Consider the following 22,343-nt stretch of genomic DNA (forward strand, 5'->3'; position numbering starts at 1 on the left):
AGGATGTGCTCGCGGGTCTGCGGCATCGGGCCGTCGGCCGCCGACACGACCAGGATCGCGCCGTCCATCTGGGCGGCGCCGGTGATCATGTTCTTCACGTAGTCGGCGTGGCCGGGGCAGTCGACGTGCGCGTAGTGCCGGTTCTGCGTCTCGTACTCCACGTGCGCCGTCGAGATCGTGATCCCGCGCGCCTTCTCCTCAGGCGCCTTGTCGATCTGGTCGTAGGCCGTGAACGTCGCCCCGCCCGTCTCCGCCAAAACCTTCGTGATCGCCGCCGTCAACGACGTCTTACCGTGGTCGACGTGACCGATCGTGCCAATGTTGCAGTGCGGCTTGGTGCGGGAGAACTTTTCCTTGCCCATCAGAGCCTCCTAAATTCGAAATCGCGTTGCGGAAGAAGGGGTGCCTCAGGCCGAAGCCTCAGGCGTACTTGGCGATGACCTTGTCGGCCTCGCCGCGCGGCACCTCTTCGTAGTGGTCGAACTGCATGGTGAAGTTCGCCCGGCCCTGCGACATGGAGCGCAGGTTGTTCACGTAGCCGAACATGTTCGCCAGCGGCACCATCGCGTTGATGACGTTGGCGTTGCCGCGCATGTCCTGGCCCTGGATCTGGCCGCGGCGGGAGTTCAGGTCGCCGATGACCGAGCCGGTATACTCTTCCGGCGAGACGACCTCGACCTTCATCACCGGCTCGAGCAGCACCGAGCCGCCCTTCTGGAGCGCCTCGCGCAGAGCGGCGCGGGACGCGATCTCGAAGGCGAGCGCCGACGAGTCGACGTCGTGGTAGGCGCCGTCGATGAGCTCGACCTTGATGTCGACCACCGGGAAGCCCGCGAGCACGCCGGCGCCGAGGACCGAGTTGAGGCCCTTCTCGACGCCCGGGATGTACTCCTTGGGCACCGCGCCGCCGACGATCTTCGACTCGAACGAGAAGCCTGCGCCCGGCTCGTTCGGCTCGACCACGAACTTCACCCGCGCGAACTGGCCGGTACCACCGGTCTGCTTCTTGTGGGTGTAGTCGATCTCCTGACGACGGGTCAGCTTCTCGCGGTAGGCCACCTGCGGCTGGCCGATATTCGCGTCGACCTTGTAGGTGCGGCGCAGGATGTCGACCTTGATGTCCAGGTGCAGCTCGCCCATCCCCTTCAGGATGGTCTGGCCGGATTCCTGGTCCGTGGAGACCCGGAAGGACGGATCCTCGGCGGCCAGCTTCGCCAGAGCGATGCCGAGCTTCTCCTGGTCGGCCTTCGACTTCGGCTCGACGGCGATCTCGATCACCGGCTCCGGGAACTCCATGCGCTCCAGGATCACGGCCTTGTTCGGGTCGCACAGGGTGTCGCCGGTGCGGGTGTCCTTGAGGCCGGCGAGGGCAACGATGTCGCCCGCGAAGGCTTCCTTGACGTCCTCACGGTTGTTGGCGTGCATCAGGAGCATGCGGCCGACGCGCTCCTTCTTGTCGCGCGTCGAGTTGATGACGTTGGCGCCCGACTCGATCTTGCCCGAGTACACGCGGCAGAACGTGATCGTGCCGACGTGGGGATCGTCCATGATCTTGAAGGCGAGCATGGAGAAGGGATCGGTATCCGTCGGGTGACGGACGACCGGCTCCTCGGTCTTGAAGTCGATGCCTTCGACGTCGCCGCGATCGGCCGGGGAGGGGAGGTAATCCACCACCGCGTCGAGCAGGGGCTGCACGCCCTTGTTCTTGAAAGCCGAGCCGCAGAGCACCGGATGGAAGGCGCGCTGCTGCACGGCGCGACGCACGAGCTTGTGCATCGTGGCGGCGTCCGGCTCGGTGCCGTCGAGATAGGCCATCATGGCCTCGTCATCGAGCTCGACGCAGGCCTCGACCAGCTTGGCGCGATACTCGACGGCCTGGTCCTTGAGCTCCTCGGGGATCTCGACCTCGGAGAAGTCGGCGCCCAGGGTCTCACCGGACCAGACGATCGCCTTCATCTTGATGAGGTCGATGACGCCCTTGAAGCTGGACTCGGCACCGATCGGCAGCTGCAGGCAGACGGGCTTGCCGGCGACGCGGTCGATGATGTCGGCGACGCACTTGAAGAAGTCGGCGCCGATCTTGTCCATCTTGTTGACGAACACGACGCGCGGGACGTCGTACTTGTCGGCCTGGCGCCAGACGGTCTCGGTCTGGGGCTCGACGCCCTGGTTGCCGTCGAGCACGCACACGGCGCCGTCGAGCACGCGCAGCGAGCGCTCGACCTCGATGGTGAAGTCGACGTGGCCGGGGGTGTCGATGATGTTCAGGCGCTTCTCGCGCCAGAAGCACGTCGTCGCGGCGGACGTGATCGTGATGCCGCGCTCCTGCTCCTGCTCCATCCAGTCCATGGTGGCGGCGCCGTCATGGACTTCGCCGATCTTGTGCGACTTTCCGGTGTAGTAGAGGATCCGCTCCGTCGTCGTGGTCTTCCCGGCATCAATGTGGGCCATGATGCCGAAGTTGCGGTAGTCCTCGATCGCGTGCGTGCGGGGCATCGGATTGCTCCTGAGAGACGGCGGAACCGCTTACCAGCGGTAGTGCGAGAAGGCGCGGTTGGCTTCAGCCATCCGGTGCGTATCTTCCCGCTTCTTGACGGCGTTGCCGCGGTTGTTGGCGGCGTCGAGCAGCTCGGCGGAGAGACGCTCGATCATGGTGCGGTCGTTGCGCGACCGGGCGGCCTGGATCAGCCAGCGGATGGCGAGGGCCTGTCGGCGCTCGGTCCGGACCTCGACGGGGACCTGGTAGGTCGCACCGCCGACGCGCCGGGAGCGCACCTCGATCATCGGGGCGACGTTGTCGAGCGCGGCGCGGAACACCTCGATCGGGTTGGCGCGGGCGCGGTTCTCGACGATGTCGAAGGCGCCGTAGACGATCCGCTCGGCGGTCGACTTCTTGCCCTCGTACATGATCGAATTCATGAACTTCGTCAGCACCACGTCCCCGTACTTCGGGTCCGGGATGATCTCACGCTTCTCGGCAGAGTGGCGACGGGACATCTCTTAAACTCTCAAACGAGTAGTTTTTAAGCACCTCGCGCAGGCCGCCTTGGCTCTTTTGATGAAGCCGGCGACATCCTTACGAGGCCGTGGAAAGGCCGTTGCGCGACCGGATAAAGTCCGGCCGGCGATCTTACTTCGGACGCTTGGCGCCGTACTTGGACCGGCGCTGCTTCCGGTTCTTCACGCCCTGCGTGTCGAGCACGCCGCGCAGGATGTGGTAGCGCACACCCGGAAGATCCTTCACGCGGCCGCCGCGGATCATGACGACCGAGTGCTCCTGGAGGTTGTGACCCTCGCCCGGGATGTAGCCGATCACCTCGAAGCCGTTGGTCAAACGGACCTTGGCGACCTTACGAAGGGCCGAGTTCGGCTTCTTCGGGGTCGTCGTGTAGACCCGGGTGCAGACGCCGCGCTTCTGCGGGCAAGCGTCAAGCGCCGGAACCTTGTTGCGGCTCCGCTGGATCTTCCGCGGCTGGGCGATCAGCTGGTTGATCGTCGGCATCCTGTGCCCTCTTCCTCGGTCACCTTGGCCGGACTGCGCAGAGCAGTCCGCAAAACGAATATGCGCCGGAGGTCCTGTCACAGACCCTCGGCGCGGTGTGGGCAGAGGAGCACGCCCGAAACGAACGCGCTCGTACCTACGGATCTGACTTAGAGCGTCAGGCGATTTGAGCCTTCGGATCGCTCGGGGCGATGGCGGCGCCCGGGGTCATACCCAAGGGCCGTCGGCAGCCAATGGCCGTCCGAAGTGGCGCGCTTCTAGCCGCGGTTAACGCGCAGGTCAATGCGTCCGGCGCGATATTCTTGCGATTGGCGCGCCTGATATCTTGCAGCCTGCGGCGAAGCTTAGCGCAATTCGGTCAGGTCGTCTCGGTGACTGGCGGCGGCCCGAATCGATTCGGTCCGGCATCGCCCGGGCGGGCGAGCACGGCGACGACGAACCAGATCCAGAGCGCGAATTCGACGAGGGCACAGGCGATGAGCAACGTGATTCCCGTGGCGGTGCCGCCCGACGTCATTCCCGCAACCATCCCGATCAGCGCGATCGGCAGCGGCGCCAGGAATATGAGGTTCCACCACCCGGACCGGTTCACGTCGTGGCAGCGCTTGATCGCGAGAGCGAGGCTGCACCACAGGATGACCACGGGCCCGATCATGTTGATGAGCGGAAGGATGCTCAAGAACAGATTGACGACCAGGAGCACGAGGAAGCCGAACAGCCAGTAGTCGCGCCGCCCGATCCGCCCCTCCGGGCTGAAATAGAAGGCGAGCCAATCCCGCTCGCTTAACAGCTGCGCGACGGAGGGAGCGAGAATCGGCTCGGCGCCCGGGACGGCATAGACCTGGCGCGCGTCTCCCTGTTCCGCCACGAAATCGACCGCCTGCCCGACGCGTATTGCCGATCCCCCCAGGTCCGGGGCGGCGAAGCGATAGCGCTGTCCGTCGTCTCCCGCGATCACGCCCGGCGCGCTCGCCCCGGGCGCCGCCAAAACCTTTCCGCGCATTCACCATCTCTCCCATTCGCGCGCCCGGTGCGATCGGGACGCAGGAACCCGGAAGATGTCCCGGGGGAAGATTGGCGGTCACCTATGACAGGTGGACTATTTGCGAGCGCGCGCAGATCCCAATCGGCACGATTTAAGGTGTTCAACCTGATGATCCGTTCCGGGCAGCGGATAATTAAAGAATTAACAATCTTCGCAGGGCGAACCAAGATCTGCGCCCGTGATCCGGCATTTAGCACTCGACGGAAGACCTCGCCTTCGCCGCGGCGGTCGCGCAATTGCGGGCTCGACTGCATCACGGAACAGAAGCGCGAAGGGCCGCAAGAGCTCATCGGATCACCGCGAAATTTTCATTGCGTCGTTCGGGCCATTCCTGCGCTTTCATTCTCCAAACGACAGAACTAAGAGAATGAACGGCTGTTGATTTTCCGGTTCGCCCTGCGGATCTTCATCGGTGCAACGCGTCTCGACGACGCAACTGCTTCCGATCATGACCCGCACCGATCCATTCTTCGTTCGATGTCCTGCCTGCGTCGGTCCGCCCGGCGGATGATCGGGCGGCGATCACGATGCCGGCCGCCCCGATGAGACACGCGCTGCGACCCGGCACCACCATAGCTCCACGCGAAAAGGCGGCGGGATCGGAGCGCACCGGCGCGCCGTGTCCCGGGCGCGAATCGCTCGGCTCCGGCGGGGGCCACCGGCCTCGCCACGCGACCGCCAGATCCTGAGCGCGCCCGATTCGGCCCTGGCGGGCCCAAACTTCCCTTCACCCGGAGACATCCATGCGCCGCTTGCTCACCTTTGCCCTTGCAACACTCCTCTCGGTCGGTGCCGCACAGGCCGACCGCCTCGACGACATCAAGAAGGCGGGCGTGCTGCGCGTCGCCACCTTCGACAGCAACCCGCCCTTCGGCTTCGTCGATCCGAACACCAAGCAGCTGGCCGGGCTCGATGTCGATTACGCCCAGGCGATAGCCGACAAGATCGGCGTGAAGCTGGATCTGCGGCCGACCAACCCGGCCAACCGCATTCCGCTCCTGACCTCCGGCAAAGTGGATCTGGTGCTGGCGAACTTCACCATCACGGAAGAGCGGGCCAAGCAGCTCGATTTCAGCATCCCGTATTTCGCCTCCGGCCAGCAATTCCTGGCCAAGAAGGGCACGCTCACCGCGGCCGAGCAGCTGAACGGCCTGCGCATCGGCGCCGACAAGGGCACTACCAACGAGATCGTCCTGCGCCGCGACTTCCCGAAGGCGACCGTGGTGGCCTTCGACGACACGCCCTTCGCCTTCGCGGCCCTGCGCAACGGCAACGTCCAGGCGATCACGCAGGACGGGCCCAAGCTCGTCGGCCTGCTGGCCAAGGTCCCGGACAAGGAGAATTACGAGGTTCCGGCCTTCTCGATCTCGAACGACTATATCGGCGCCGGCCTCCCGAAGGGTGAGACCCGTCTCCGCGACGTCGTGAACGAGACCCTCCGGGAGCTGGAGGCCAGCGGCAAGGCGGCGGCGATCTACGATCGCTGGTTCGGCCCGAACACGACCCAGCCGCTGCCGCGCCTGTTCCGGATCGGCGACCACAGCTAGCCGCCCGGTGAGCCTCTTCGGCGATCTCCTGGCGCCGCGCTACCTGATCTGGCTGCTGCAGGGTTTCGGGGTCACCCTGGCCCTGTCGGCGGCGGTCTGCGTCGCCGGGACCGGGCTCGGCCTCGCCCTCTGCTGCCTGCGCGAGACGGGGGGCCGGCTCGCGGGGGCGGGGATTGCGGGCTTCGTGGGCCTCGTCCGGAACACGCCGCTCCTGGTGCAGCTGTTCTTCTGGTACTTCGGCGCGGCCGCGCTGATGCCGGCCTGGCTCACCGCCTGGCTGAACAGCCCGCACAGCCTGCCCCTGGGGCCGGCCGCCCTGACATGGCCCGCCTACGAGACCCTGGCGGGGTTCCTCGGGCTGACGCTCTACGCCGCCGCCTACATCGCCGAGGAATGCCGCGCCGGCCTCAACGGCGTCCGGCCCGCCCAGCGGGAGGCCGGCTTGGCCCTCGGCCTGACCGATCTCCAGGTCTACCGCCACATCGCCCTGCCGCAGGCCCTGCGCATCGCCTGGCTGCCGGTGGTCGGCCAGTACCTCAACGCGATCAAGAACACGTCGCTGACCATGACCATCGGGCTGGCCGAGCTGTCCTACGCCGCGCGGGAGGTGGAGACCGAGACCTTCCTGGCCTTCCAGGCCTTCGGCATCGCGACGCTCCTCTATGTCGGGGCCGTGGCGGCGGTCGAGGCGGCCGGCCATGCCGTCGCGCGCCGCGACCCGGCGGGAACCGCCCGCCGGTGAATCGCGCCGTCATCACCGACAATCTCGGCTACCTGCTGGCCGGCGCCTGGCCGGACGGCCCGGTGGGCGGCCTGATGCTGACCCTGATTCTCTCCGTTGAATCGGGCCTCGCCTCGGCCATGCTGGGGCTCGTCCTCGGGATCGCCCTGGCGATGAGCCACGGCCGGACACGGCGGGCGCTGACCCTGGGGCTCGGGCTGTTCCGCGCCGTCCCGATCGTGATGCTGATCTTCTGGAGCTACTTCCTGCTGCCGATCCTGTTCGGCGTGTCGGTCCCGGAGACCGGGACCGTGGTCACCGCCCTGTCGCTCGTGGGCGGTGCCTACCTGGCCTACGCAGTGGCGGCGGGGATCGAGAGCATCGGGCGCGGCCAGTGGGAGGCCGGGCTGGCGCTGGGTTTCGGCCGGTGGCAGGTCCTGCGGTACCTCATCCTGCCCCGGGCGCTGCTGGCCATGGCACCGTCCTTCGTCAATCAGTGGACCGCGCTGATCAAGGATACCGCGCTCGCCTACGTGGTCGGCGTGCCCGAACTCTCCTTCGTGGCGACGCAGGTGAACAACCGCGCCATGGTCTACCCCGCCGAGATTTTCCTGTTTGTCGGCGCCGTCTACGGATGCCTCTGCCTGCTGGTCGACCGGCTCGCCGCGCTGCTGGCGAGGCAGCGTCGCCGACCGCGCGCGGGCAGGGCCTGACAGCGAACCTCACCTCCTCGTCTCCGCGCGATTCGGATGCGCCGCCGCGGACGCAGCGCGACCGCCTCCGAGGACGTGCCGTGCCCGCAGCGTGCCGGATCGGGGCAGGGGCCCGGCATCACGGTCTACGGAAGATTAAAACGAACCGTCGAAATGTCCCGGTCGTCGGGCGGCCCGCGGGCCGCCTCAGTGCGTATCGAGGATGTTGCGTATGGGTTGCGTCGCGGTCAGCAACGTCGTCCCCTTCCGGCGGATCGCCCCCGCCTCCGCGGCAGGCGAGCGGGATGCGCGCAACCGCCGTCGCAGCGAGCAGCGCGCGCTGATGGATGCGGTCTACGCCACCGGCAGCATGATCGTCGCCGCCGAGGATCGCGAGATCAAGCTCACCGCCTCGCGCCTGCAGGTCTACGGCTTCCTGACGATCGAGGAGGTCACCGAGGATGGCGGGATGCGGCGTCTGCGCCCGTCCGAGGCGATTCGCGCCCGGTCCGAGCGCCCGTGGCGCCTGTCGAAGCCGGCCTTCGGCGGCGCGGTGACGATCCCGAGCCTCGACGATTTCCTGTTCGAATCGGCCGGCCAGCCGTTCTGAGTCGCCCGGTCCCATCCGACCCACCCGCCGCGCGTGCTTGCGCGGCGGCTATCGCCGTTGCCCCGCTGCCGGATGATCGCGCGGCCGCCAAGGAATGGATGATGGCCCGAGCCATCGACTCACCCGACGCCCGGCGCTAAGCCGTTCACCGGCAGCGCCCGAACGGGACGCGGCGCCCGCGCCCGAATCGCCCCGGCAACGCTCGGCCGGCCCGGCGATTTTGCCGCGATCGGCTTGCCATCGCGGCCCACCCGTAGTATCCGCCCGGCCTTCGCGACATTTTCCATGGGTGCTCGCACCCTGTGAACGCGGTGACCGCGCCGGCGTCTCTGACGCCGCAAGCGCGGTCTATACCATGAGCCGGGGACATCAGATCCCCATCAGGCGTCGTCCGCCGGGCAATACCGCCCGCGTGCGGAAACCCGCCTGAAACAAGGAGTCACGCACGTGATCCAGATGCAGACGAATCTGGACGTCGCCGACAACTCTGGTGCACGCCGTGTGATGTGCATCAAGGTTCTCGGCGGGTCGAAGCGCAAGTATGCCGGCGTTGGCGATGTCATCGTCGTGTCGGTCAAGGAGGCGATCCCGCGCGGTCGCGTCAAGAAGGGCGACGTCATGAAGGCGGTCGTCGTTCGCACGGCCAAGGCCGTGAAGCGCGTCGACGGGTCGGTGATCCGCTTCGACAAGAACGCTGCGGTCCTGATCAACAATCAGAAAGAGCCGATCGGCACCCGCATCTTCGGACCGGTGCCGCGCGAGCTGCGCGCGCGCAACCACATGAAGATCATCTCTCTGGCGCCGGAGGTGCTGTAATGGCCGCCAAGATCAAGAAGGGCGACACGGTCGTCGTACTCACCGGCCGCGACTCGGGTCGCTCGGGCGAGGTCATTCAGGTTCTGCCGAAGGAAGGCCGGGCTTTCGTGCGCGGCATCAATCTGGTCAAGAAGCACCAGAAGCAGACGCAGAACCAGGAAGGCGGGATCATCTCCAAGGAGGCCGCCATCCAACTCTCGAACATCGCGGTCGCCGACGCCAACGGCAAGCCGACCCGCGTGGGTTTCCGCATCCTCGAAGACGGGCGCAAGGTCCGATTCGCCAAGAGCACGGGGGATCAGATCGATGGCTGAGGCCGACAAGAACGCCTACACCCCGCGCCTGCGCAAGCACTACGACGAGGTGGTGCGCCAGAAGCTGATCGAGGAGTTCGGGTACAAGAACCCGATGCAGGTTCCGCAGATCGAGAAGATCGTCATCAACATGGGCGTCGGCGAGTCCACCGCGGACTCCAAGAAGGCGACCGTCGCGGCCGGCGACCTCGCGCTCATCGCCGGTCAGAAGCCGGTGATCACCCGGGCCCGCAAGGCCATCGCGACCTTCAAGGTCCGGGAGGGCATGCCGATCGGCTGCAAGGTGACCCTGCGCAAGCAGCGCATGTACGAGTTCATGGATCGCCTGATCACGATCGCGCTGCCGCGCGTCCGCGATTTCCGCGGCCTGAACCCGCGCTCGTTCGACGGGCGGGGCAACTACGCGCTGGGTCTCAAGGAGCACCTCGTGTTCCCGGAGATCTCCTACGACAAGGCCGAGCAGATGTGGGGCATGGACATCGTCGTGGCGACCAGCGCCAAGACCGATGCCGAGGCCAAGGCTCTGCTCGCCGCCTTCCAGTTCCCGTTCCGGCAGTGAGGCCCTCGCGCCTCATACGCGGACACCGGAGATAGACCACATGTCGAAGAAAAGCTCAGTCGAGAAGAATGAGGCCCGCAAGACGCTGGTGAAGCGTTTCGCGGCCAAGCGGAAGGCGCTCCTCGAGATCGCCAACAACGACGCCCTCGAGATGGAGGAGCGCTTCGAGGCGCGCCTCAAGCTCGCGGAACTGCCGCGCAACTCGTCGGCCACCCGCATCCGCAACCGTTGCGGCATGACCGGCCGCCCGCGCGCGTTCTACCGCAAGATGGGCATCTCGCGCATCGCGCTGCGGGAGCTTGGCAACCGGGGCCTGATCCCCGGCCTGGTCAAGTCGAGCTGGTAAGGAGGTCCCCATGGTCAACGATCCCGTGGGCGACATGCTCACCCGCATCCGCAACGGCCAGCTGCGCCGTCGCAACGTCGTTCAGACGCCCGGCTCGCGCCTGCGCGCCAACGTGCTGAACGTGCTGAAGTCCGAGGGCTACATCCGCGATTACGCGGCGACCGACCTGGGCAACGGCCGCACCGAGTTCGCCATCGAGCTCAAGTACTACGACGGTCGCCCGGTGATCCGCGAGATCAAGCGCGTGTCGAAGCCCGGCCGTCGGGTCTACTCGTCCGTCGGCGATCTGCCGCACGTGGCCGACGGCCTCGGCGTCACCATCGTCTCCACCCCGCAGGGCGTCATGGCCGATCACGAGGCGCGCGAGCGCAACGTCGGCGGTGAAGTGCTCTGCACCGTATTCTGATCGGGACGGAGGAGGTTATCCCATGTCTCGCGTAGGCAAGAAGCCCGTTCCCGTGCCGGCCGGCGTCACCGCCACCGTCACCGGCCAGACGGTGAAGATGAAGGGCTCGAAGGGCGAGCTGCAGTTCGACGTTCCCGCGCTGGTCAGCGTGGCGATGAAGGACGGCGCCATCGAGGTCCAGCCGATCAACCAGTCCAAGCCCGCGCGCTCCCTCTGGGGCACGTCGCGGGCTCAGATCGCCAACATCGCCGAGGGCGTGTCGAAGGGCTTCGAGAAGAAGCTCGAGATCACGGGCGTCGGCTATCGTGCGGCGATGGCCGGCAAGGCCCTCAAGCTGTCGCTCGGCTACAGCCACGACATCGAATACGCGATCCCCGCCGGGATCACGATCGTTACCCCGAAGCCCACCGAGATCACGATCTCCGGGATCAACCGCCAGCAGGTCGGTCAGGTCGCCGCCGAGATCCGCGAATACCGCGGACCCGAGCCCTACAAGGGCAAGGGCGTGAAGTACGCGGGCGAGTTCATCTTCCGCAAGGAAGGCAAGAAGAAGTAAGGAGGGCATCATGTCTCGCAAGCTCGAAGCCCTCGATCGCCGCAAGGCGCGCGTCCGTCGCGCGCTGCGGGCGGCCGCCAACGGCCGTCCGCGGCTCTCGGTGTTCCGCTCGTCGAAGCAGATCTACGTGCAGGTCATCGACGACGTCGCCGGCAAGACGCTGGCCGCCGCCTCGTCGATCGACAAGGCGCTCAAGGGTGATCTCAAGACCGGCGCCGACGTGGCCGCCGCCACCGCGGTCGGCAAGCTCGTCGCCGAGCGCGCCAAGGCTGCGGGCGTGACGAAGGTGATCTTCGACCGCTCCGGCTACATCTATCACGGCCGGGTCAAGGCCGTGGCCGAAGCTGCCCGCGAGGGCGGCCTGGAGTTCTGAGGAACTCCCTCCGCGCGGCGTAAGACCCGCGCGGCCATCCCCTGCCGTCTCCGGCGAGGGGAATCGAGCGAGCGGATCGTCCGATCCGCGCTAGTGAGATAGGTTAGACAACATGGCACGTGAACGGGAAGGCGGGGGCCGCGGCCGCCGCGATGAGCGCGAGGAGCGCGACAGCGAATTCGTGGACAAGCTCGTCCACATCAACCGCGTCGCCAAGGTGGTGAAGGGCGGCCGTCGCTTCGGCTTCGCGGCCCTCGTCGTCGTCGGCGACCAGAAGGGCCGCGTCGGCTTCGGCCACGGCAAGGCCCGTGAGGTGCCTGAGGCGATCCGCAAGGCGACCGAGGCGGCCAAGCGCGGCCTGATCCGGGTGTCGCTGCGTGAGGGCCGGACCCTCCACCACGACGTCAACGGTCGTCACGGCGCCGGCAAGGTGATCCTCCGCGCGGCTCCGCAGGGTACCGGCATCATCGCCGGCGGCCCGATGCGCGCCGTGTTCGAGACCCTCGGCATGCAGGACGTCGTCGCCAAGTCGCTCGGCTCCTCGAACCCCTACAACCTCGTGCGCGCCACCTTCGAGGCGCTCAAGAACGAGGACAGCCCGCGCTCCGTGGCGGCCCGCCGCGGCATCAAGGTGTCGAGCCTCCAGGCCCGTCGCCGCGACGCCGATCCGGCCGACCAGTCCGAAGCTGCGGTCGCGTAAGGGGAGGGTCCGATGGCACAGAAGACCGTCCGTATCGAACAGATCGGCTCGCCGATCCGCCAGGAGGCCAGCCAGCGCCAGACGCTGATCGGCCTCAAGCTCAACAAGCTCCACCGCGTGTCCGAGCTGGAGGATACCCCCTCCGTGCGCGGCATGATCCGCAAGGTTGCGCACCTCGTGCGCGTCCACGGCGACGTGGCGTGAGGAGGTTCCGATGAAGCTCAACGAGATCAGCGACAATCCCGGCGCAACCAAGAATCGGATGCGTGTCGGTCGGGGCATCGGCTCCGGCAAGGGCAAGACCGCCGGCCGCGGCGTGAAGGGTCAGAAGGCCCGGACCGGCGTGTCCATCAAGGGCTTCGAGGGCGGTCAGATGCCGCTGCATCGTCGCCTGCCGAAGCGCGGCTTCAACAACCTCTACGCCCAGGACCTGAACGAGGTGAATCTCGGCCGGATCCAGGAGGCGGTGGACGCCGGCAAGCTCGACAAGGCCGCGACCGTGACGATCGAGAGCCTCGTCGCGGCCGGCATCATCGCCCGTCCCCGCGACGGCGTGAAGCTGCTCGGCGTCGGCGAGCTGACCGCGAAGCTCAGCTTCGAGGTCACCCGCGCCTCCAAGTCCGCCATCGAGGCGGTCGAGAAGGCCGGCGGTTCGGTCACGGTCGCGTTCGCGACGGGCGTGTCCCATCGCGGCGGTGCCACCGCCGAGGCCACGGCCTGACGCCCGGTCTAGGGGCGACGCGGGGACCCGTTGCACGGTCCCCGCGGACCCTTTAAGCCGATCCTCCGAGCGGCGGCCCTGCGACCACGCGGGCCGCCGTTTTCATTTCATCCGGGCATGCTTGGCCCGGCGACACTCCCAGGACGCGACGCTTATGGCCTCAGCAGCCGAGCAGCTTGCCGCCAACCTCAACTTCGGGGCGATCGCCAAGGCCGATGAGCTGAAGAAGCGCATCTGGTTCACCCTGGGCGCCCTCGTGGTGTTCCGGCTGGGCACCTACATCCCGATCCCCGGCATCGATCCGGAGCAGTTCGCCCGCAACTTCCAGCAGCAGGCCGGCGGCGTGCTCGGGCTGTTCAACATGTTCTCCGGCGGTGCCGTCGAGCGGATGGCGATCTTCGCCCTCAACATCATGCCGTACATCTCGGCCTCGATCATCGTTCAGCTGCTCACCTCGGTGATCCCGAGCCTGGAGGCGCTGAAGAAGGAGGGCGAGTCCGGCCGCAAGGTCATCAACCAGTACACCCGCTACCTCACGGTGGTGCTGGCGCTGGTGCAGTCCTGGGGCATCGCGATCGGGCTGCAGAGCTCCTCGGCCGCGATCGATCCCGGCCCGTTCTTCCTGGCCTCGACGGTCATCACGCTGACCGGCGGTACCCTGTTCCTGATGTGGGTCGGCGAGCAGATCACCTCGCGCGGCATCGGCAACGGCTCGTCGCTGATCATCTTCGCGGGCATCGTCGCCCACCTGCCGGTGGCGATCGCGGGCGCGCTGGAGCTCGGCCGCACCGGCGCGCTCTCGCCGGTGATCATCCTGGGCGTCGCCGTGGCCGCCGTGGTGCTGGTCTACTTCATCGTGTTCATGGAGCGCGCCCAGCGCCGCCTCCTGATCAACTACCCGAAGCGGCAGGTCGGCAACCGGATGTACGAGGGCCAGACCTCGTTCCTGCCGCTCAAGCTCAACACCTCGGGCGTCATCCCGCCGATCTTCGCCTCGTCGCTGCTGCTCCTGCCGGCCACCGCGGCGAGCTTCTCGGCCAATGGCGGCAGCACCGGCTGGCTCGGTACCGTCACCGCCTATCTGGGCCACGGCACCCCGCTGTTCATGGCGCTCTATGCGGCTCTGATCATCTTCTTCACGTTCTTCTACACCGCCGTGGTGTTCAACCCGCAGGAGACGGCGGACAATCTGAAGAAGCATGGCGGCTTCATCCCGGGCATCCGTCCGGGTGAGCGCACCGCAGCCTTCATCGACAAGGTGCTGACCCGCATCACGGTGATCGGCGCCCTGTACCTGACTCTGGTCTGCCTGTGCCCGGAGATCCTGTCCTCCTACGCCTCGGCGAGCCTGGGCTTCGGCGGCACCTCGCTGCTGATCGTGGTCTCGGTGACCATGGACACGGTGGCCCAGATCCACGGGCACCTGATGGCGCATCAATACGAGGGCCTCGTGAAGAAGGCCAAGCTGCGTGGCGCCTCGACCACGCAACGCCGCCGCTGACCCTGCTACAGAAGCGGGACGAAGCCACCGACGACCCCGCCTCTGACCCAAAGGTCCGGGTGCCTCCAGGCCCCGGACCGGCTAGAAAAACACGAGACGGGCGATGCCGGGGAGGCTTCGCCACCCGCCGCTTGGGCCCGTAGAGAGTCGGGCCGGACGAGGACAACGCCATGCGCATCATTCTGCTCGGCCCCCCCGGCGCGGGGAAGGGGACGCAATCCGAGCGGATCGTACAGCGCTTCGGCATCCCGCAGCTGTCCACGGGCGACATGCTGCGCGCCGCGGTCGCCGCCGGGACGCCGGTCGGCCTCGAGGCCAAGGCCGTGATGGAATCGGGCGGCCTGGTCTCCGACCGGATCGTGGTCGGCATCGTCGCCGACCGGATCGAGGAGCCGGACGCGAAGCGCGGCTTCATCCTCGACGGCTTCCCCCGCACCGTGGCCCAGGCCGAGGCGCTCAATACGATGCTGTCCGGCAAGGGGCTGAGCCTCTCCGCGGTCATCGAGTTCAAGGTCGATGAGGACGCGCTGGTCGGACGGATCCAGAAGCGGGCGGCCGAGACGCAGGCCCGCGGTGAGGCGGTGCGCAAGGACGACACCCCCGAGGTGTTCAAGCAGCGCCTGGAGGCCTACCGGGCCCAGACCGCGCCACTCTCGGCCTATTATGCCAAGACCGGCCTGCTCCACACGGTCGACGGCATGCAGCCGATCGATACAGTGACCGCCGAGATCATGACGGTGCTGGAGCCGCACGCGGAACGCGTCGCCTCCTGACGCGATCGCCGGCCGGCCGCGCTACGGCGGCCCGCCGGCTTTTCGCCCGGGTTCGGTGGGCCGCGATGAACGGCGCCCTCGGCGCTACCGGCCCGCGAAGACGAGCTCATTCTTCGAAGAATCGGGCCTTCCGCACCTCCGTGTTCGCGCCAGCCGTCGAAGAGCATCCGGGCTCGATTGACGGTGGCGCGGCGCGCTCGTCGCGTCGTCAGCCGGACGCTTCAGGCGGCGTGCCGGCGGATCGCCCGGTCCCCGTCGAGCCAGGCCAGGGCGCGGGCGAGGTGGTCGGGATCGAGCACGTAATCCGATTGCGCCGGACGCGTCGGGTCGAGGGCCTTGCCGTAGCAGACGCCGTAGCGATGACCGCGCGCCGCCGCGAGGTCGAGGTAATACGGGTCGGTGAAGGTCTCCGGGGCGAGGTAGAGGATCCGCGTGCCCGGTCGGCAGAACAGCGTGTTCACCATCGCGGCGCCCATGCAGCCGACGACGTGCTCCGCGCCCGCGAAGGCGGCAGCCTGCTCCCGGGCTGAAATCCCCTCCGGATCGAACGGCTGGTAGCCGCGCGCCAGCAAGGTCCTGCAGAGGTCGTCCCACCCGACTGGGACACGGCCCCGGTCGCGCCGGCGTATCACGAACAGCCGGGTCGGACGCCGCGGCGCCGGGCGCCACCAGCGCCGGTCCAGGCGATCCATCATCGCGATGGCTCGAGCCGAGAGGTCGGCGAGGGCCTGAGGATGCTTCGGCCCCGGCAGACCGGCCACCGGCGAGGCGAAATACAGGGTCTCCGCCCGGTAGGTCGTATCCGGCCGCAACAGGCGTAGCGTCACGTCGCGGCGGTGGAGTAAGGCGCGGAGGAGTTCGATCCGCATCCGGTCGGTCGCCGGGACGAAACCGTGCAGCAGCAGGCAGATCCGCTTGTGGCGGCGGGCCAGGTGCTCGACCGCCAGGAGGCGCGGCAGATCCTCGGCCAGCCAATGCCCCCAGTTGAACGTCCCGGAGGAGGTCAGCAGCAGATAGGCGTCGGTGCTCGGCAGCGTCCGGGTCGGCGCGCCGGGTCCGGGTTGCGGAAGCGTGACGCGATCCGCGGGCCGGAAGGTCTCGAACAGTTGCAGCGTTTCGCCGTCCCGGTCGATCGTGAGGCTTCGGTCGTGGATGCGCGCCTTGTCGATCCGCACCAGGACGCTGCCCGGCGCGACAGCCTGGGCGCCGCCCACGAAGGCGAATGCCGCGGTCAGGGCGGGCAGGAGAGCCGGGTCGGCGAAGATCGCGTCGGTGTCGAGGACGCGGGTATAGCGGGCCGGCGCGTAGAGTTTTGCGACCGGGACGATCTCCGGAGCCGGGCTCCCGTGCAGCCCGGCAAGGAGATCCGCATCACCCGGGAAGCCGCCGGCGGCGTAGACGGACGGATCGCAGGAGATGTAGCGCGGCGTGCGCATGACATTCAGCGGATCGACCGCCCCACATCAACGATGTGTCATGAACATCTCCGGTTCTGCCCACGTCAAGCACGGCCCGCGCGACGATGAATGCGCGAGTCACGACTTAAATTATATTGATAATCATATTGCCAAACACGGCAATCGCGCGTCGAAATGTCCGTCGACGCCGCTTTCTATTTGATGATCCTCGGCGCGCTCTTTCGCGAAACTTCCCATCTCGCGCCGAGAATCGCCAAACATCCCCGCAATCCAGGGCGGCGATGGAGCCGGCTCGTGGTCGAGACCTGCCTCTGGCTGCCCGGGCGCGCGGCTCGGCCGGCGCGGCATGGGGGCTTACAGGCCGAGGCTCCGCGCGGGGCCGACAGGATCGCCCCGCTTCCGAGCAGGCGGGTCGCCGCCTCGCGGACGACGGCTCACAGGATTCCGCCCCGGCTCAGGCCGCCTCCGAGCCGCGCCGAACGTGGCGGCAGCTCGGAGGCGCGCCCGTGATCAGTTCGTCTTCGGATCGGCGACCGTGAACGCGAAGGTGGCCGAATAGGTGTCCGTGTCGGCCAGCGCGGGGGTCTGCGAGGGGGCGACGCGGTGATTGACAGCCAGCACCTGCGGGCCGGCCGCCCGCAGAGGGACCGTCGCTTCGCCGGCGGCGTCCGTCGCGGCCCGAGCCTGGTCCGCCTCGCTCTTGAAGGTCGCACCGTCGGTGGCGACGACGTCAGCCCCGGAGAGCGGGCGCCCCTCGAACAGGACACGGACCCGGATCGCGCCCTTGGCGGCATTCGGCGCTTCCAGCGGCACGATCTCCAGCGGCTGGCCGACGACCCGATCCCACGGCGCGGTCGGGCCGACCGCCGCCTTGGCGTACTTGACCGACCACTGGCTCTTCTCGCCCTCCGGCACCATGCGCTTGCTGGCATTGCGGTAGCTGCCATCCGCCAAGCGGACCCAGTAGCCGTTGTCGTAGGCCGCCGCGACCAGCGCGTCCCCGCTCAGGGTCGCGCGCAGAACCGGCACGGCCCCCGGCTCCGCCTGCGCGGTGAGCCCGACCGTCCGAGACGGCTCATAGGCGATGAGGCCGGTGAGCTTGCGGGCCGCCGGCATCTCGGGCTCGTGCGGATGCCCATACTGGACCATCACGCTGCCCGGACCGGGCGAGAGCCACAGATCGTGGGCGGCGGCCGGTCCGGCGAGGGCGACGGATGCGGCGGCGAGAAGGGCGATACGGATCATCGTGACAGGTCCTCCGGTGACGTAGGGGCAGCCTAACCTGGTATCCGCTCGTCTTTCAAAGCGGATGATCGAGTCTCACCCGTTGCGGACCAAGCGAGGGCCGCAAACCGTCGGATTTGGCCGCCCGGTCCTCTCGGGCGCCCCCGTCTGGTTCACCGCCAAACCGGCATGCGGGGATTGTTGAGCGGCCCCACGGAGACGCGTCACCGGCGCCGCTCCGCCCGCAGGCCCCCGAAGAAATTGACGATGTCCATCGGCAGCGCCCGGCGGCCGAACAGGCGGAACGGGTTGCCGTCGGTACGGCCGTCGCGCAGCTCGACCATCGCGGTCATGCTGTTGTAGCGGAACACCATGCGGCGGTCCGCGAAGGTGGCCCAGAGCAGGCCGGGGCCGTCCTCCTCGTCCTGGAGGGCGATCGAGCCGGGCTCAGCCTCGGTGAGGATCCCGCCGGTGACGGCCAGGATCACCGGGACGACCTCGTCGGCATTCTCCTCCGCCGCCCGCAGGACCGAATCGGCGAAGGCCCGCAGGGTGGCGCCGTCGCTGGTCAGAACCGACATCTATGTTCCCTCGAGGAGCCGTGTCCGGTCCGCACGCGACGCATGGCGGCACGGCCGATCGTTCACCGGTCGTTGACATCTGGGCCCACGCACGCTAGCAGGCCGTCCTTCGTCCAATCGATCGCTGGTCCGAGGTGCCCTGTCCAGGGCCGCCCCCGGGCCACGTTGTCGTTTGGCGCGCGCAGGGGCCGGCCTCCACCGGACGCGCGCGGCAACTGCCCGGGTTTCCGGGCCTCATATGGAGCGTGATTATGGCCCGTATCGCAGGCGTCAACATCCCGACCAACAAGCGCGTCGTCATCGCGCTCCAGTACATCCACGGCATCGGCGCCAAGAAGGCCGAGGAGATCACCCAGAAGGTGAACATCCCCGCCGAGCGTCGGGTCAACCAGCTCACCGACGCCGAGGTTCTCCAGATCCGCGAGACGATCGACCGCGACTACATCGTCGAGGGCGACCTGCGCCGCGAAGTCTCGATGAACATCAAGCGCCTGATGGATCTCGGCGCCTATCGCGGCCTGCGTCACCGCAAGCAGCTGCCGGTCCGCGGCCAGCGCACGCACACCAACGCCCGCACCCGCAAGGGCAAGGCGAAGCCGATCGCCGGCAAGAAGAAGTAATTTTTGACTTTGGAAGGCCGTGCTTCGCTCGGCCTTCCCTCCGTTGCGCTAGTGTCCCGCAAGGATCCCGTCGCTGGCTCGACCGCCCCGCACGGGCGCGCCGGCCAAGTCCCAAAAGAATCCCGAGCGCCTGGAATTACGGGCGCGCTTGAAGGAAGAGTGAGACCCGAATGGCCAAGGAACCCCAACGCGTCCGCCGCCGCGAACGCAAGAACATCGTGTCGGGCGTCGCCCATGTGAACGCCTCGTTCAACAACACGATGATCACCATCACGGACGCGCAGGGCAACACGATCTCGTGGTCGTCCGCCGGCGCCATGGGCTTCAAGGGCTCGCGCAAGTCGACCCCGTACGCCGCCCAGGTTGCCGCCGAGGACGCCGCCCGCAAGGCGTCCGAGCACGGCATGCGCACCCTCGAGGTCGAGGTCTCCGGCCCGGGTTCGGGTCGTGAGTCGGCCCTGCGCGCCCTCCAGGCCGCGGGCTTCACGGTCACCTCGATCCGCGACGTGACCTCGATCCCGCACAACGGTTGCCGTCCGCGCAAGCGTCGTCGGGTCTGAACCAACCGGTTTGACGGAGAAGCTCATGACGGGATCGAAGCCGCTTCCGGGCGTGCTGCGTTGGAACCTCGGCGACCTCACGGTCACCGCGCTCAACGACGGCTGGTTTCAGGCCAGCCTCGATCTCGTCACGGGAATCCCGAAGGACGAAGCCGGCAAGCTGCAGGTCGCGGGCTTCCGCACCGAGCAGCCCAAGATCACGCTGAACGCCTTCCTGATCACCGGCGCCGGCCGCAAGCCGGTGCTGATCGATTCCGGATACGGCGATTTCGCCCCGGTGGAGACCCTGGGGCGGTTCAGCACGGCGCTGGCGCTCACCGGCGTCAAGCCGGAGGAGATCGAGACCGTCCTGGTCACGCACCTGCATCCCGACCATGTCGGCGGGCTGGTGACGAACGGGGCGGCCCGGTTCCCGAACGCCGAGATCGTGGTCCACGCCGACGAGGCGGCCCACTGGCTGCCGGACGACGCGCTCTCGCGGGCGCCGGACGAGGCCAAGCCGTATTTCGAGGGCGCCCGCAAGGCGGTGGCGCCCTACGCCAAGCGGATGCGCGAGCATCGCGGCGGCGAGGTCCTGCCGGGCATCACGGCGGTCCACCTGCCGGGCCATACGCCGGGGCATTGCGGCTTCCGCATCGTCTCCGGTGGACAGTCGCTGCTCATGTGGACGGATGTGGTGCACCTGCCCGCGATCCAGTTCAAGAACCCGGAGGCGGGTGTCGGTTTCGACGTCGATGGCGACCAGGCGCGGGCGACGCGCAAGGCCATCATGGACGAGGTGGCGCGCGAGCGGAGCTTCATCGCGGGCGCGCACCTGGAATTCCCGGCGCTCGGCTACGTGGACCGGGACGGGGCGGGCTACCGCTTCGTGCCGGCCCTGTGGGTGGGCGGCGAATAACAGACTTTGCATTCAGGGACCGTTCGGGGCGCCAGGGGGCGGCGCCGGACGGCCGAAGCGCGGGAACGGGTGTCGCGGGTCCCGGGCATGGACGAGAGGTAGGATCGTGGTCATTCAGAAGAACTGGCAGGAACTGATCAAGCCGAACAAGCTGCAGGTCTCGACCGGCGACGACCCGAAGCGGGTCGCCACCGTCGTGGCCGAGCCGCTCGAGCGCGGCTTCGGCACCACGCTCGGCAACGCCCTGCGCCGCGTGCTCCTGTCCTCGCTCCAGGGCGCGGCCGTGACCTCGGTGCAGATCGACGGCGTGCTGCACGAGTTCTCCTCGATCCCGGGCGTCCGCGAGGACGTCACCGACATCGTCCTGAACATCAAGACCATCGCGATCCGGTCGCAGACCGATGCGCCCAAGCGCATGACCCTGCGCAAGACCGGCCCGGGGACCGTCACGGCGGGCGACATCGGCACGGTCGGCGACATCCAGATCCTGAATCCGGAGCTGGTGATCTGCACCCTGGACGACGGCGCCGAGATCCGCATGGAGTTCACGGTCGCCACCGGCAAGGGCTACGTCCCGGCAGAGCGCAACCGCCCCGAGGACGCGCCGATCGGCCTGATCCCGGTGGACTCCCTGTTCTCCCCGGTGACCAAGGTCAGCTACCGCGTCGAGACCACCCGTGAGGGCCAGGATCTCGACAAGGACAAGCTGACGATGACCATCGAGACCAACGGCGCCGTGGGCCCGGAGGACGCGCTCGCCTACGCGGCGCGGATCATCCAGGACCAGCTGCAGGTCTTCGTGAACTTCGAGGATCCGCGCAAGGAAGAGGCCGCGCCGCTCGCGCCGCAGCTGCCCTTCAACCCGGCGCTGCTCAAGAAGGTCGACGAGCTGGAGCTGTCGGTCCGCTCGGCGAACTGCCTGAAGAACGACAACATCGTCTATATCGGCGACCTGATCCAGAAGTCCGAGGGCGAGATGCTGCGGACCCCGAACTTCGGCCGCAAGTCGCTCAACGAGATCAAGGAAGTGCTGGCCGGCATGGGCCTGCACCTCGGCATGGACATCCCCGGCTGGCCGCCGGAGAACATCGAAGATCTCGCCAAGCGCTTCGAAGAGCATTACTGAGGCGAAGCCGCCTCGGGCCGGACTTGGCGGCGCTGATCGGCGCCGTCTGCTTGGCCGATCCAGATCCGGGACTTCGCAGGCACGACGCGAAGTCCCAACAGTTCCCGCCGCGGGGTTATGCGGAATGAATGGCCCCGCTGTTGGGGCGCCCGGCCGTACCGTGGCACGGCGGCCGTGAAGAGAAGGAAGCCAGATCCATGCGTCACGGTTATCGCGGCCGCCGCTTCAACCGCACCGCCGAGCACCGCAAGGCGATGTTCGCCAACATGTCGGTCGCCCTGCTGAAGCACGAGCAGATCGTCACCACCCTGCCGAAGGCCAAGGACCTGCGTCCCGTGGTCGAGAAGCTCGTCACCCTCGGCCGCATCGACAGCGTCCACACCCGCCGTCTCGCCATGGCGCAGCTGCGCGATGCTGACATGGTCAAGAAGCTCTTCGCCGTGATCGGCCCGCGCTACCAGGGTCGTCCGGGCGGCTACCTCCGCATCATGAAGGCCGGCTTCCGCAAGGGCGACAACGCCCCGCTGGCCGTGATCGAGTTCGTCGATCGCGACGTCGAGGCCCGCGGCAAGGATTCCGGCCAGGTCGAGGTCGCCGAGGCGGCCTGAGCCAACGCTCCACCGACCGAACCCAAAAGAGCCGCCCCGGATCGTCCGGGGCGGCTTTTTCGTGCGCGGGCGCGGCCCAAAAAAGAACCCGCCGGCTTGCGCCGGCGGGCCTGAAGCAGGGTCCAC

At 67.8% G+C, this 22,343-nt stretch carries 29 protein-coding genes; 21 read left to right on the forward strand and 8 right to left on the reverse strand.

Going from position 1 to position 22,343, the window contains the following annotated elements; all coding sequences use genetic code 11:
* From LGR69_RS03675 to LGR69_RS03695, 5 genes are all read right to left on the reverse strand, one after another.
* On the reverse strand, window positions 1-362 hold a 362-nt coding region (locus LGR69_RS03675), incomplete at its 3' end, for a GTP-binding protein (protein WP_230365228.1).
* A gap of 58 nt (window positions 363-420) precedes the next feature.
* The gene (gene fusA, locus LGR69_RS03680) at window positions 421-2,496 is read right to left on the reverse strand and encodes an elongation factor G (protein ID WP_007557566.1); all 2,076 of its coding nucleotides are present in this window, start codon (window positions 2,494-2,496) and stop codon (window positions 421-423) included.
* Window positions 2,497-2,526: 30 nt separating this feature from the next.
* Window positions 2,527-2,997, reverse strand: coding sequence for a 30S ribosomal protein S7 (rpsG, locus tag LGR69_RS03685; RefSeq protein WP_007557567.1), 471 nt, complete (start codon window positions 2,995-2,997; stop codon window positions 2,527-2,529).
* A gap of 133 nt (window positions 2,998-3,130) precedes the next feature.
* Window positions 3,131-3,502 carry a 30S ribosomal protein S12 gene (gene rpsL, locus LGR69_RS03690; protein WP_007557568.1) on the reverse strand — a complete coding sequence of 124 codons (372 nt, stop codon included), beginning with the start codon at window positions 3,500-3,502 and terminating at the stop codon, window positions 3,131-3,133.
* Window positions 3,503-3,860: 358 nt separating this feature from the next.
* Window positions 3,861-4,460, reverse strand: coding sequence for a DUF805 domain-containing protein (locus tag LGR69_RS03695; protein ID WP_230365229.1), 600 nt, complete (start codon window positions 4,458-4,460; stop codon window positions 3,861-3,863).
* An 830-nt stretch (window positions 4,461-5,290) separates the two neighbouring features.
* On the opposite strand from LGR69_RS03695, the gene LGR69_RS03700 reads away from it, so the two are divergent.
* The 16 genes from LGR69_RS03700 to LGR69_RS03775 all read left to right on the forward strand — a co-directional run bounded on the left by LGR69_RS03700 (window position 5,291) and on the right by LGR69_RS03775 (window position 15,182).
* On the forward strand, window positions 5,291-6,094 hold the full coding sequence (locus LGR69_RS03700; RefSeq protein WP_007557571.1) for an ABC transporter substrate-binding protein: 804 nt from the start codon (window positions 5,291-5,293) through the stop codon (window positions 6,092-6,094).
* 7 nt (window positions 6,095-6,101) lie between these two features.
* Window positions 6,102-6,836: an amino acid ABC transporter permease gene (locus tag LGR69_RS03705; RefSeq protein ID WP_230365230.1), complete on the forward strand. Its 735-nt coding sequence runs from the start codon at window positions 6,102-6,104 to the stop codon at window positions 6,834-6,836.
* Window positions 6,833-7,528 (forward strand): amino acid ABC transporter permease, encoded by a 696-nt coding sequence (locus LGR69_RS03710; protein WP_230365231.1) that lies wholly within the window; start codon window positions 6,833-6,835, stop codon window positions 7,526-7,528. The genes LGR69_RS03705 and LGR69_RS03710 overlap by 4 nt, the downstream gene beginning before the upstream one ends.
* 211 nt (window positions 7,529-7,739) lie before the next feature.
* On the forward strand, window positions 7,740-8,117 hold the full coding sequence (locus tag LGR69_RS03715; protein WP_007557577.1) for a hypothetical protein: 378 nt from the start codon (window positions 7,740-7,742) through the stop codon (window positions 8,115-8,117).
* A gap of 447 nt (window positions 8,118-8,564) precedes the next feature.
* Complete coding sequence (gene rplN / locus LGR69_RS03720) at window positions 8,565-8,933, forward strand: 50S ribosomal protein L14 (protein ID WP_007557579.1); 369 nt, start codon at window positions 8,565-8,567, stop codon at window positions 8,931-8,933.
* The gene (rplX, locus tag LGR69_RS03725) at window positions 8,933-9,247 is read left to right on the forward strand and encodes a 50S ribosomal protein L24 (RefSeq protein ID WP_230365232.1); all 315 of its coding nucleotides are present in this window, start codon (window positions 8,933-8,935) and stop codon (window positions 9,245-9,247) included. The genes rplN and rplX overlap by 1 nt, the downstream gene beginning before the upstream one ends.
* Window positions 9,240-9,806: a 50S ribosomal protein L5 gene (rplE, locus tag LGR69_RS03730; protein ID WP_007557583.1), complete on the forward strand. Its 567-nt coding sequence runs from the start codon at window positions 9,240-9,242 to the stop codon at window positions 9,804-9,806. The genes rplX and rplE overlap by 8 nt, the downstream gene beginning before the upstream one ends.
* Before the next feature lie 40 nt (window positions 9,807-9,846).
* Entirely contained in the window at window positions 9,847-10,152 is a 306-nt protein-coding gene (rpsN, locus tag LGR69_RS03735) for a 30S ribosomal protein S14 (RefSeq protein ID WP_007557584.1), read from the forward strand.
* Between the two features lie 10 nt (window positions 10,153-10,162).
* On the forward strand, window positions 10,163-10,558 hold the full coding sequence (rpsH, locus tag LGR69_RS03740) for a 30S ribosomal protein S8 (protein WP_007557585.1): 396 nt from the start codon (window positions 10,163-10,165) through the stop codon (window positions 10,556-10,558).
* Window positions 10,559-10,580: 22 nt separating this feature from the next.
* Window positions 10,581-11,114, forward strand: a complete 534-nt coding sequence (rplF, locus tag LGR69_RS03745) for a 50S ribosomal protein L6 (protein ID WP_007557586.1) — start codon at window positions 10,581-10,583, stop codon at window positions 11,112-11,114.
* A gap of 10 nt (window positions 11,115-11,124) precedes the next feature.
* Complete coding sequence (gene rplR / locus LGR69_RS03750; protein WP_007557587.1) at window positions 11,125-11,487, forward strand: 50S ribosomal protein L18; 363 nt, start codon at window positions 11,125-11,127, stop codon at window positions 11,485-11,487.
* A 112-nt stretch (window positions 11,488-11,599) separates the two neighbouring features.
* The gene (rpsE, locus tag LGR69_RS03755; RefSeq protein WP_007557588.1) at window positions 11,600-12,187 is read left to right on the forward strand and encodes a 30S ribosomal protein S5; all 588 of its coding nucleotides are present in this window, start codon (window positions 11,600-11,602) and stop codon (window positions 12,185-12,187) included.
* A gap of 12 nt (window positions 12,188-12,199) precedes the next feature.
* Complete coding sequence (gene rpmD, locus LGR69_RS03760) at window positions 12,200-12,391, forward strand: 50S ribosomal protein L30 (RefSeq protein ID WP_007557591.1); 192 nt, start codon at window positions 12,200-12,202, stop codon at window positions 12,389-12,391.
* A 10-nt stretch (window positions 12,392-12,401) separates the two neighbouring features.
* Window positions 12,402-12,908, forward strand: a complete 507-nt coding sequence (rplO, locus tag LGR69_RS03765) for a 50S ribosomal protein L15 (protein ID WP_007557593.1) — start codon at window positions 12,402-12,404, stop codon at window positions 12,906-12,908.
* Window positions 12,909-13,062: 154 nt separating this feature from the next.
* Window positions 13,063-14,409 (forward strand): preprotein translocase subunit SecY, encoded by a 1,347-nt coding sequence (secY, locus tag LGR69_RS03770; RefSeq protein WP_007557594.1) that lies wholly within the window; start codon window positions 13,063-13,065, stop codon window positions 14,407-14,409.
* 170 nt (window positions 14,410-14,579) lie between these two features.
* On the forward strand, window positions 14,580-15,182 hold the full coding sequence (locus LGR69_RS03775; protein ID WP_050732925.1) for an adenylate kinase: 603 nt from the start codon (window positions 14,580-14,582) through the stop codon (window positions 15,180-15,182).
* 221 nt (window positions 15,183-15,403) lie between these two features.
* On the opposite strand, the gene LGR69_RS03780 is transcribed toward LGR69_RS03775, so the two are convergent.
* The 3 genes from LGR69_RS03780 to LGR69_RS03790 all read right to left on the reverse strand — a co-directional run bounded on the left by LGR69_RS03780 (window position 15,404) and on the right by LGR69_RS03790 (window position 18,405).
* The gene (locus LGR69_RS03780; protein ID WP_230365233.1) at window positions 15,404-16,618 is read right to left on the reverse strand and encodes a glycosyltransferase family 61 protein; all 1,215 of its coding nucleotides are present in this window, start codon (window positions 16,616-16,618) and stop codon (window positions 15,404-15,406) included.
* 492 nt (window positions 16,619-17,110) lie between these two features.
* Window positions 17,111-17,845, reverse strand: coding sequence for a DUF4198 domain-containing protein (locus tag LGR69_RS03785; RefSeq protein WP_205836171.1), 735 nt, complete (start codon window positions 17,843-17,845; stop codon window positions 17,111-17,113).
* Window positions 17,846-18,048: 203 nt separating this feature from the next.
* On the reverse strand, window positions 18,049-18,405 hold the full coding sequence (locus LGR69_RS03790) for a hypothetical protein (protein WP_007557602.1): 357 nt from the start codon (window positions 18,403-18,405) through the stop codon (window positions 18,049-18,051).
* A gap of 251 nt (window positions 18,406-18,656) precedes the next feature.
* On the opposite strand from LGR69_RS03790, the gene rpsM reads away from it, so the two are divergent.
* The 5 genes from rpsM to rplQ all read left to right on the forward strand — a co-directional run bounded on the left by rpsM (window position 18,657) and on the right by rplQ (window position 22,217).
* On the forward strand, window positions 18,657-19,025 hold the full coding sequence (gene rpsM / locus LGR69_RS03795) for a 30S ribosomal protein S13 (protein WP_007557604.1): 369 nt from the start codon (window positions 18,657-18,659) through the stop codon (window positions 19,023-19,025).
* Between the two features lie 170 nt (window positions 19,026-19,195).
* On the forward strand, window positions 19,196-19,585 hold the full coding sequence (gene rpsK, locus LGR69_RS03800) for a 30S ribosomal protein S11 (protein ID WP_007557606.1): 390 nt from the start codon (window positions 19,196-19,198) through the stop codon (window positions 19,583-19,585).
* A 25-nt stretch (window positions 19,586-19,610) separates the two neighbouring features.
* Window positions 19,611-20,483 (forward strand): MBL fold metallo-hydrolase, encoded by an 873-nt coding sequence (locus LGR69_RS03805; RefSeq protein WP_230365234.1) that lies wholly within the window; start codon window positions 19,611-19,613, stop codon window positions 20,481-20,483.
* Between the two features lie 106 nt (window positions 20,484-20,589).
* Window positions 20,590-21,609: a DNA-directed RNA polymerase subunit alpha gene (locus LGR69_RS03810; protein ID WP_007557610.1), complete on the forward strand. Its 1,020-nt coding sequence runs from the start codon at window positions 20,590-20,592 to the stop codon at window positions 21,607-21,609.
* A gap of 197 nt (window positions 21,610-21,806) precedes the next feature.
* The gene (gene rplQ / locus LGR69_RS03815; protein ID WP_007557611.1) at window positions 21,807-22,217 is read left to right on the forward strand and encodes a 50S ribosomal protein L17; all 411 of its coding nucleotides are present in this window, start codon (window positions 21,807-21,809) and stop codon (window positions 22,215-22,217) included.
* Window positions 22,218-22,343 lie beyond the last annotated feature (126 nt).

The organism is Methylobacterium brachiatum (assembly GCF_020523825.1).
GTDB lineage: Bacteria > Pseudomonadota > Alphaproteobacteria > Rhizobiales > Beijerinckiaceae > Methylobacterium > Methylobacterium brachiatum.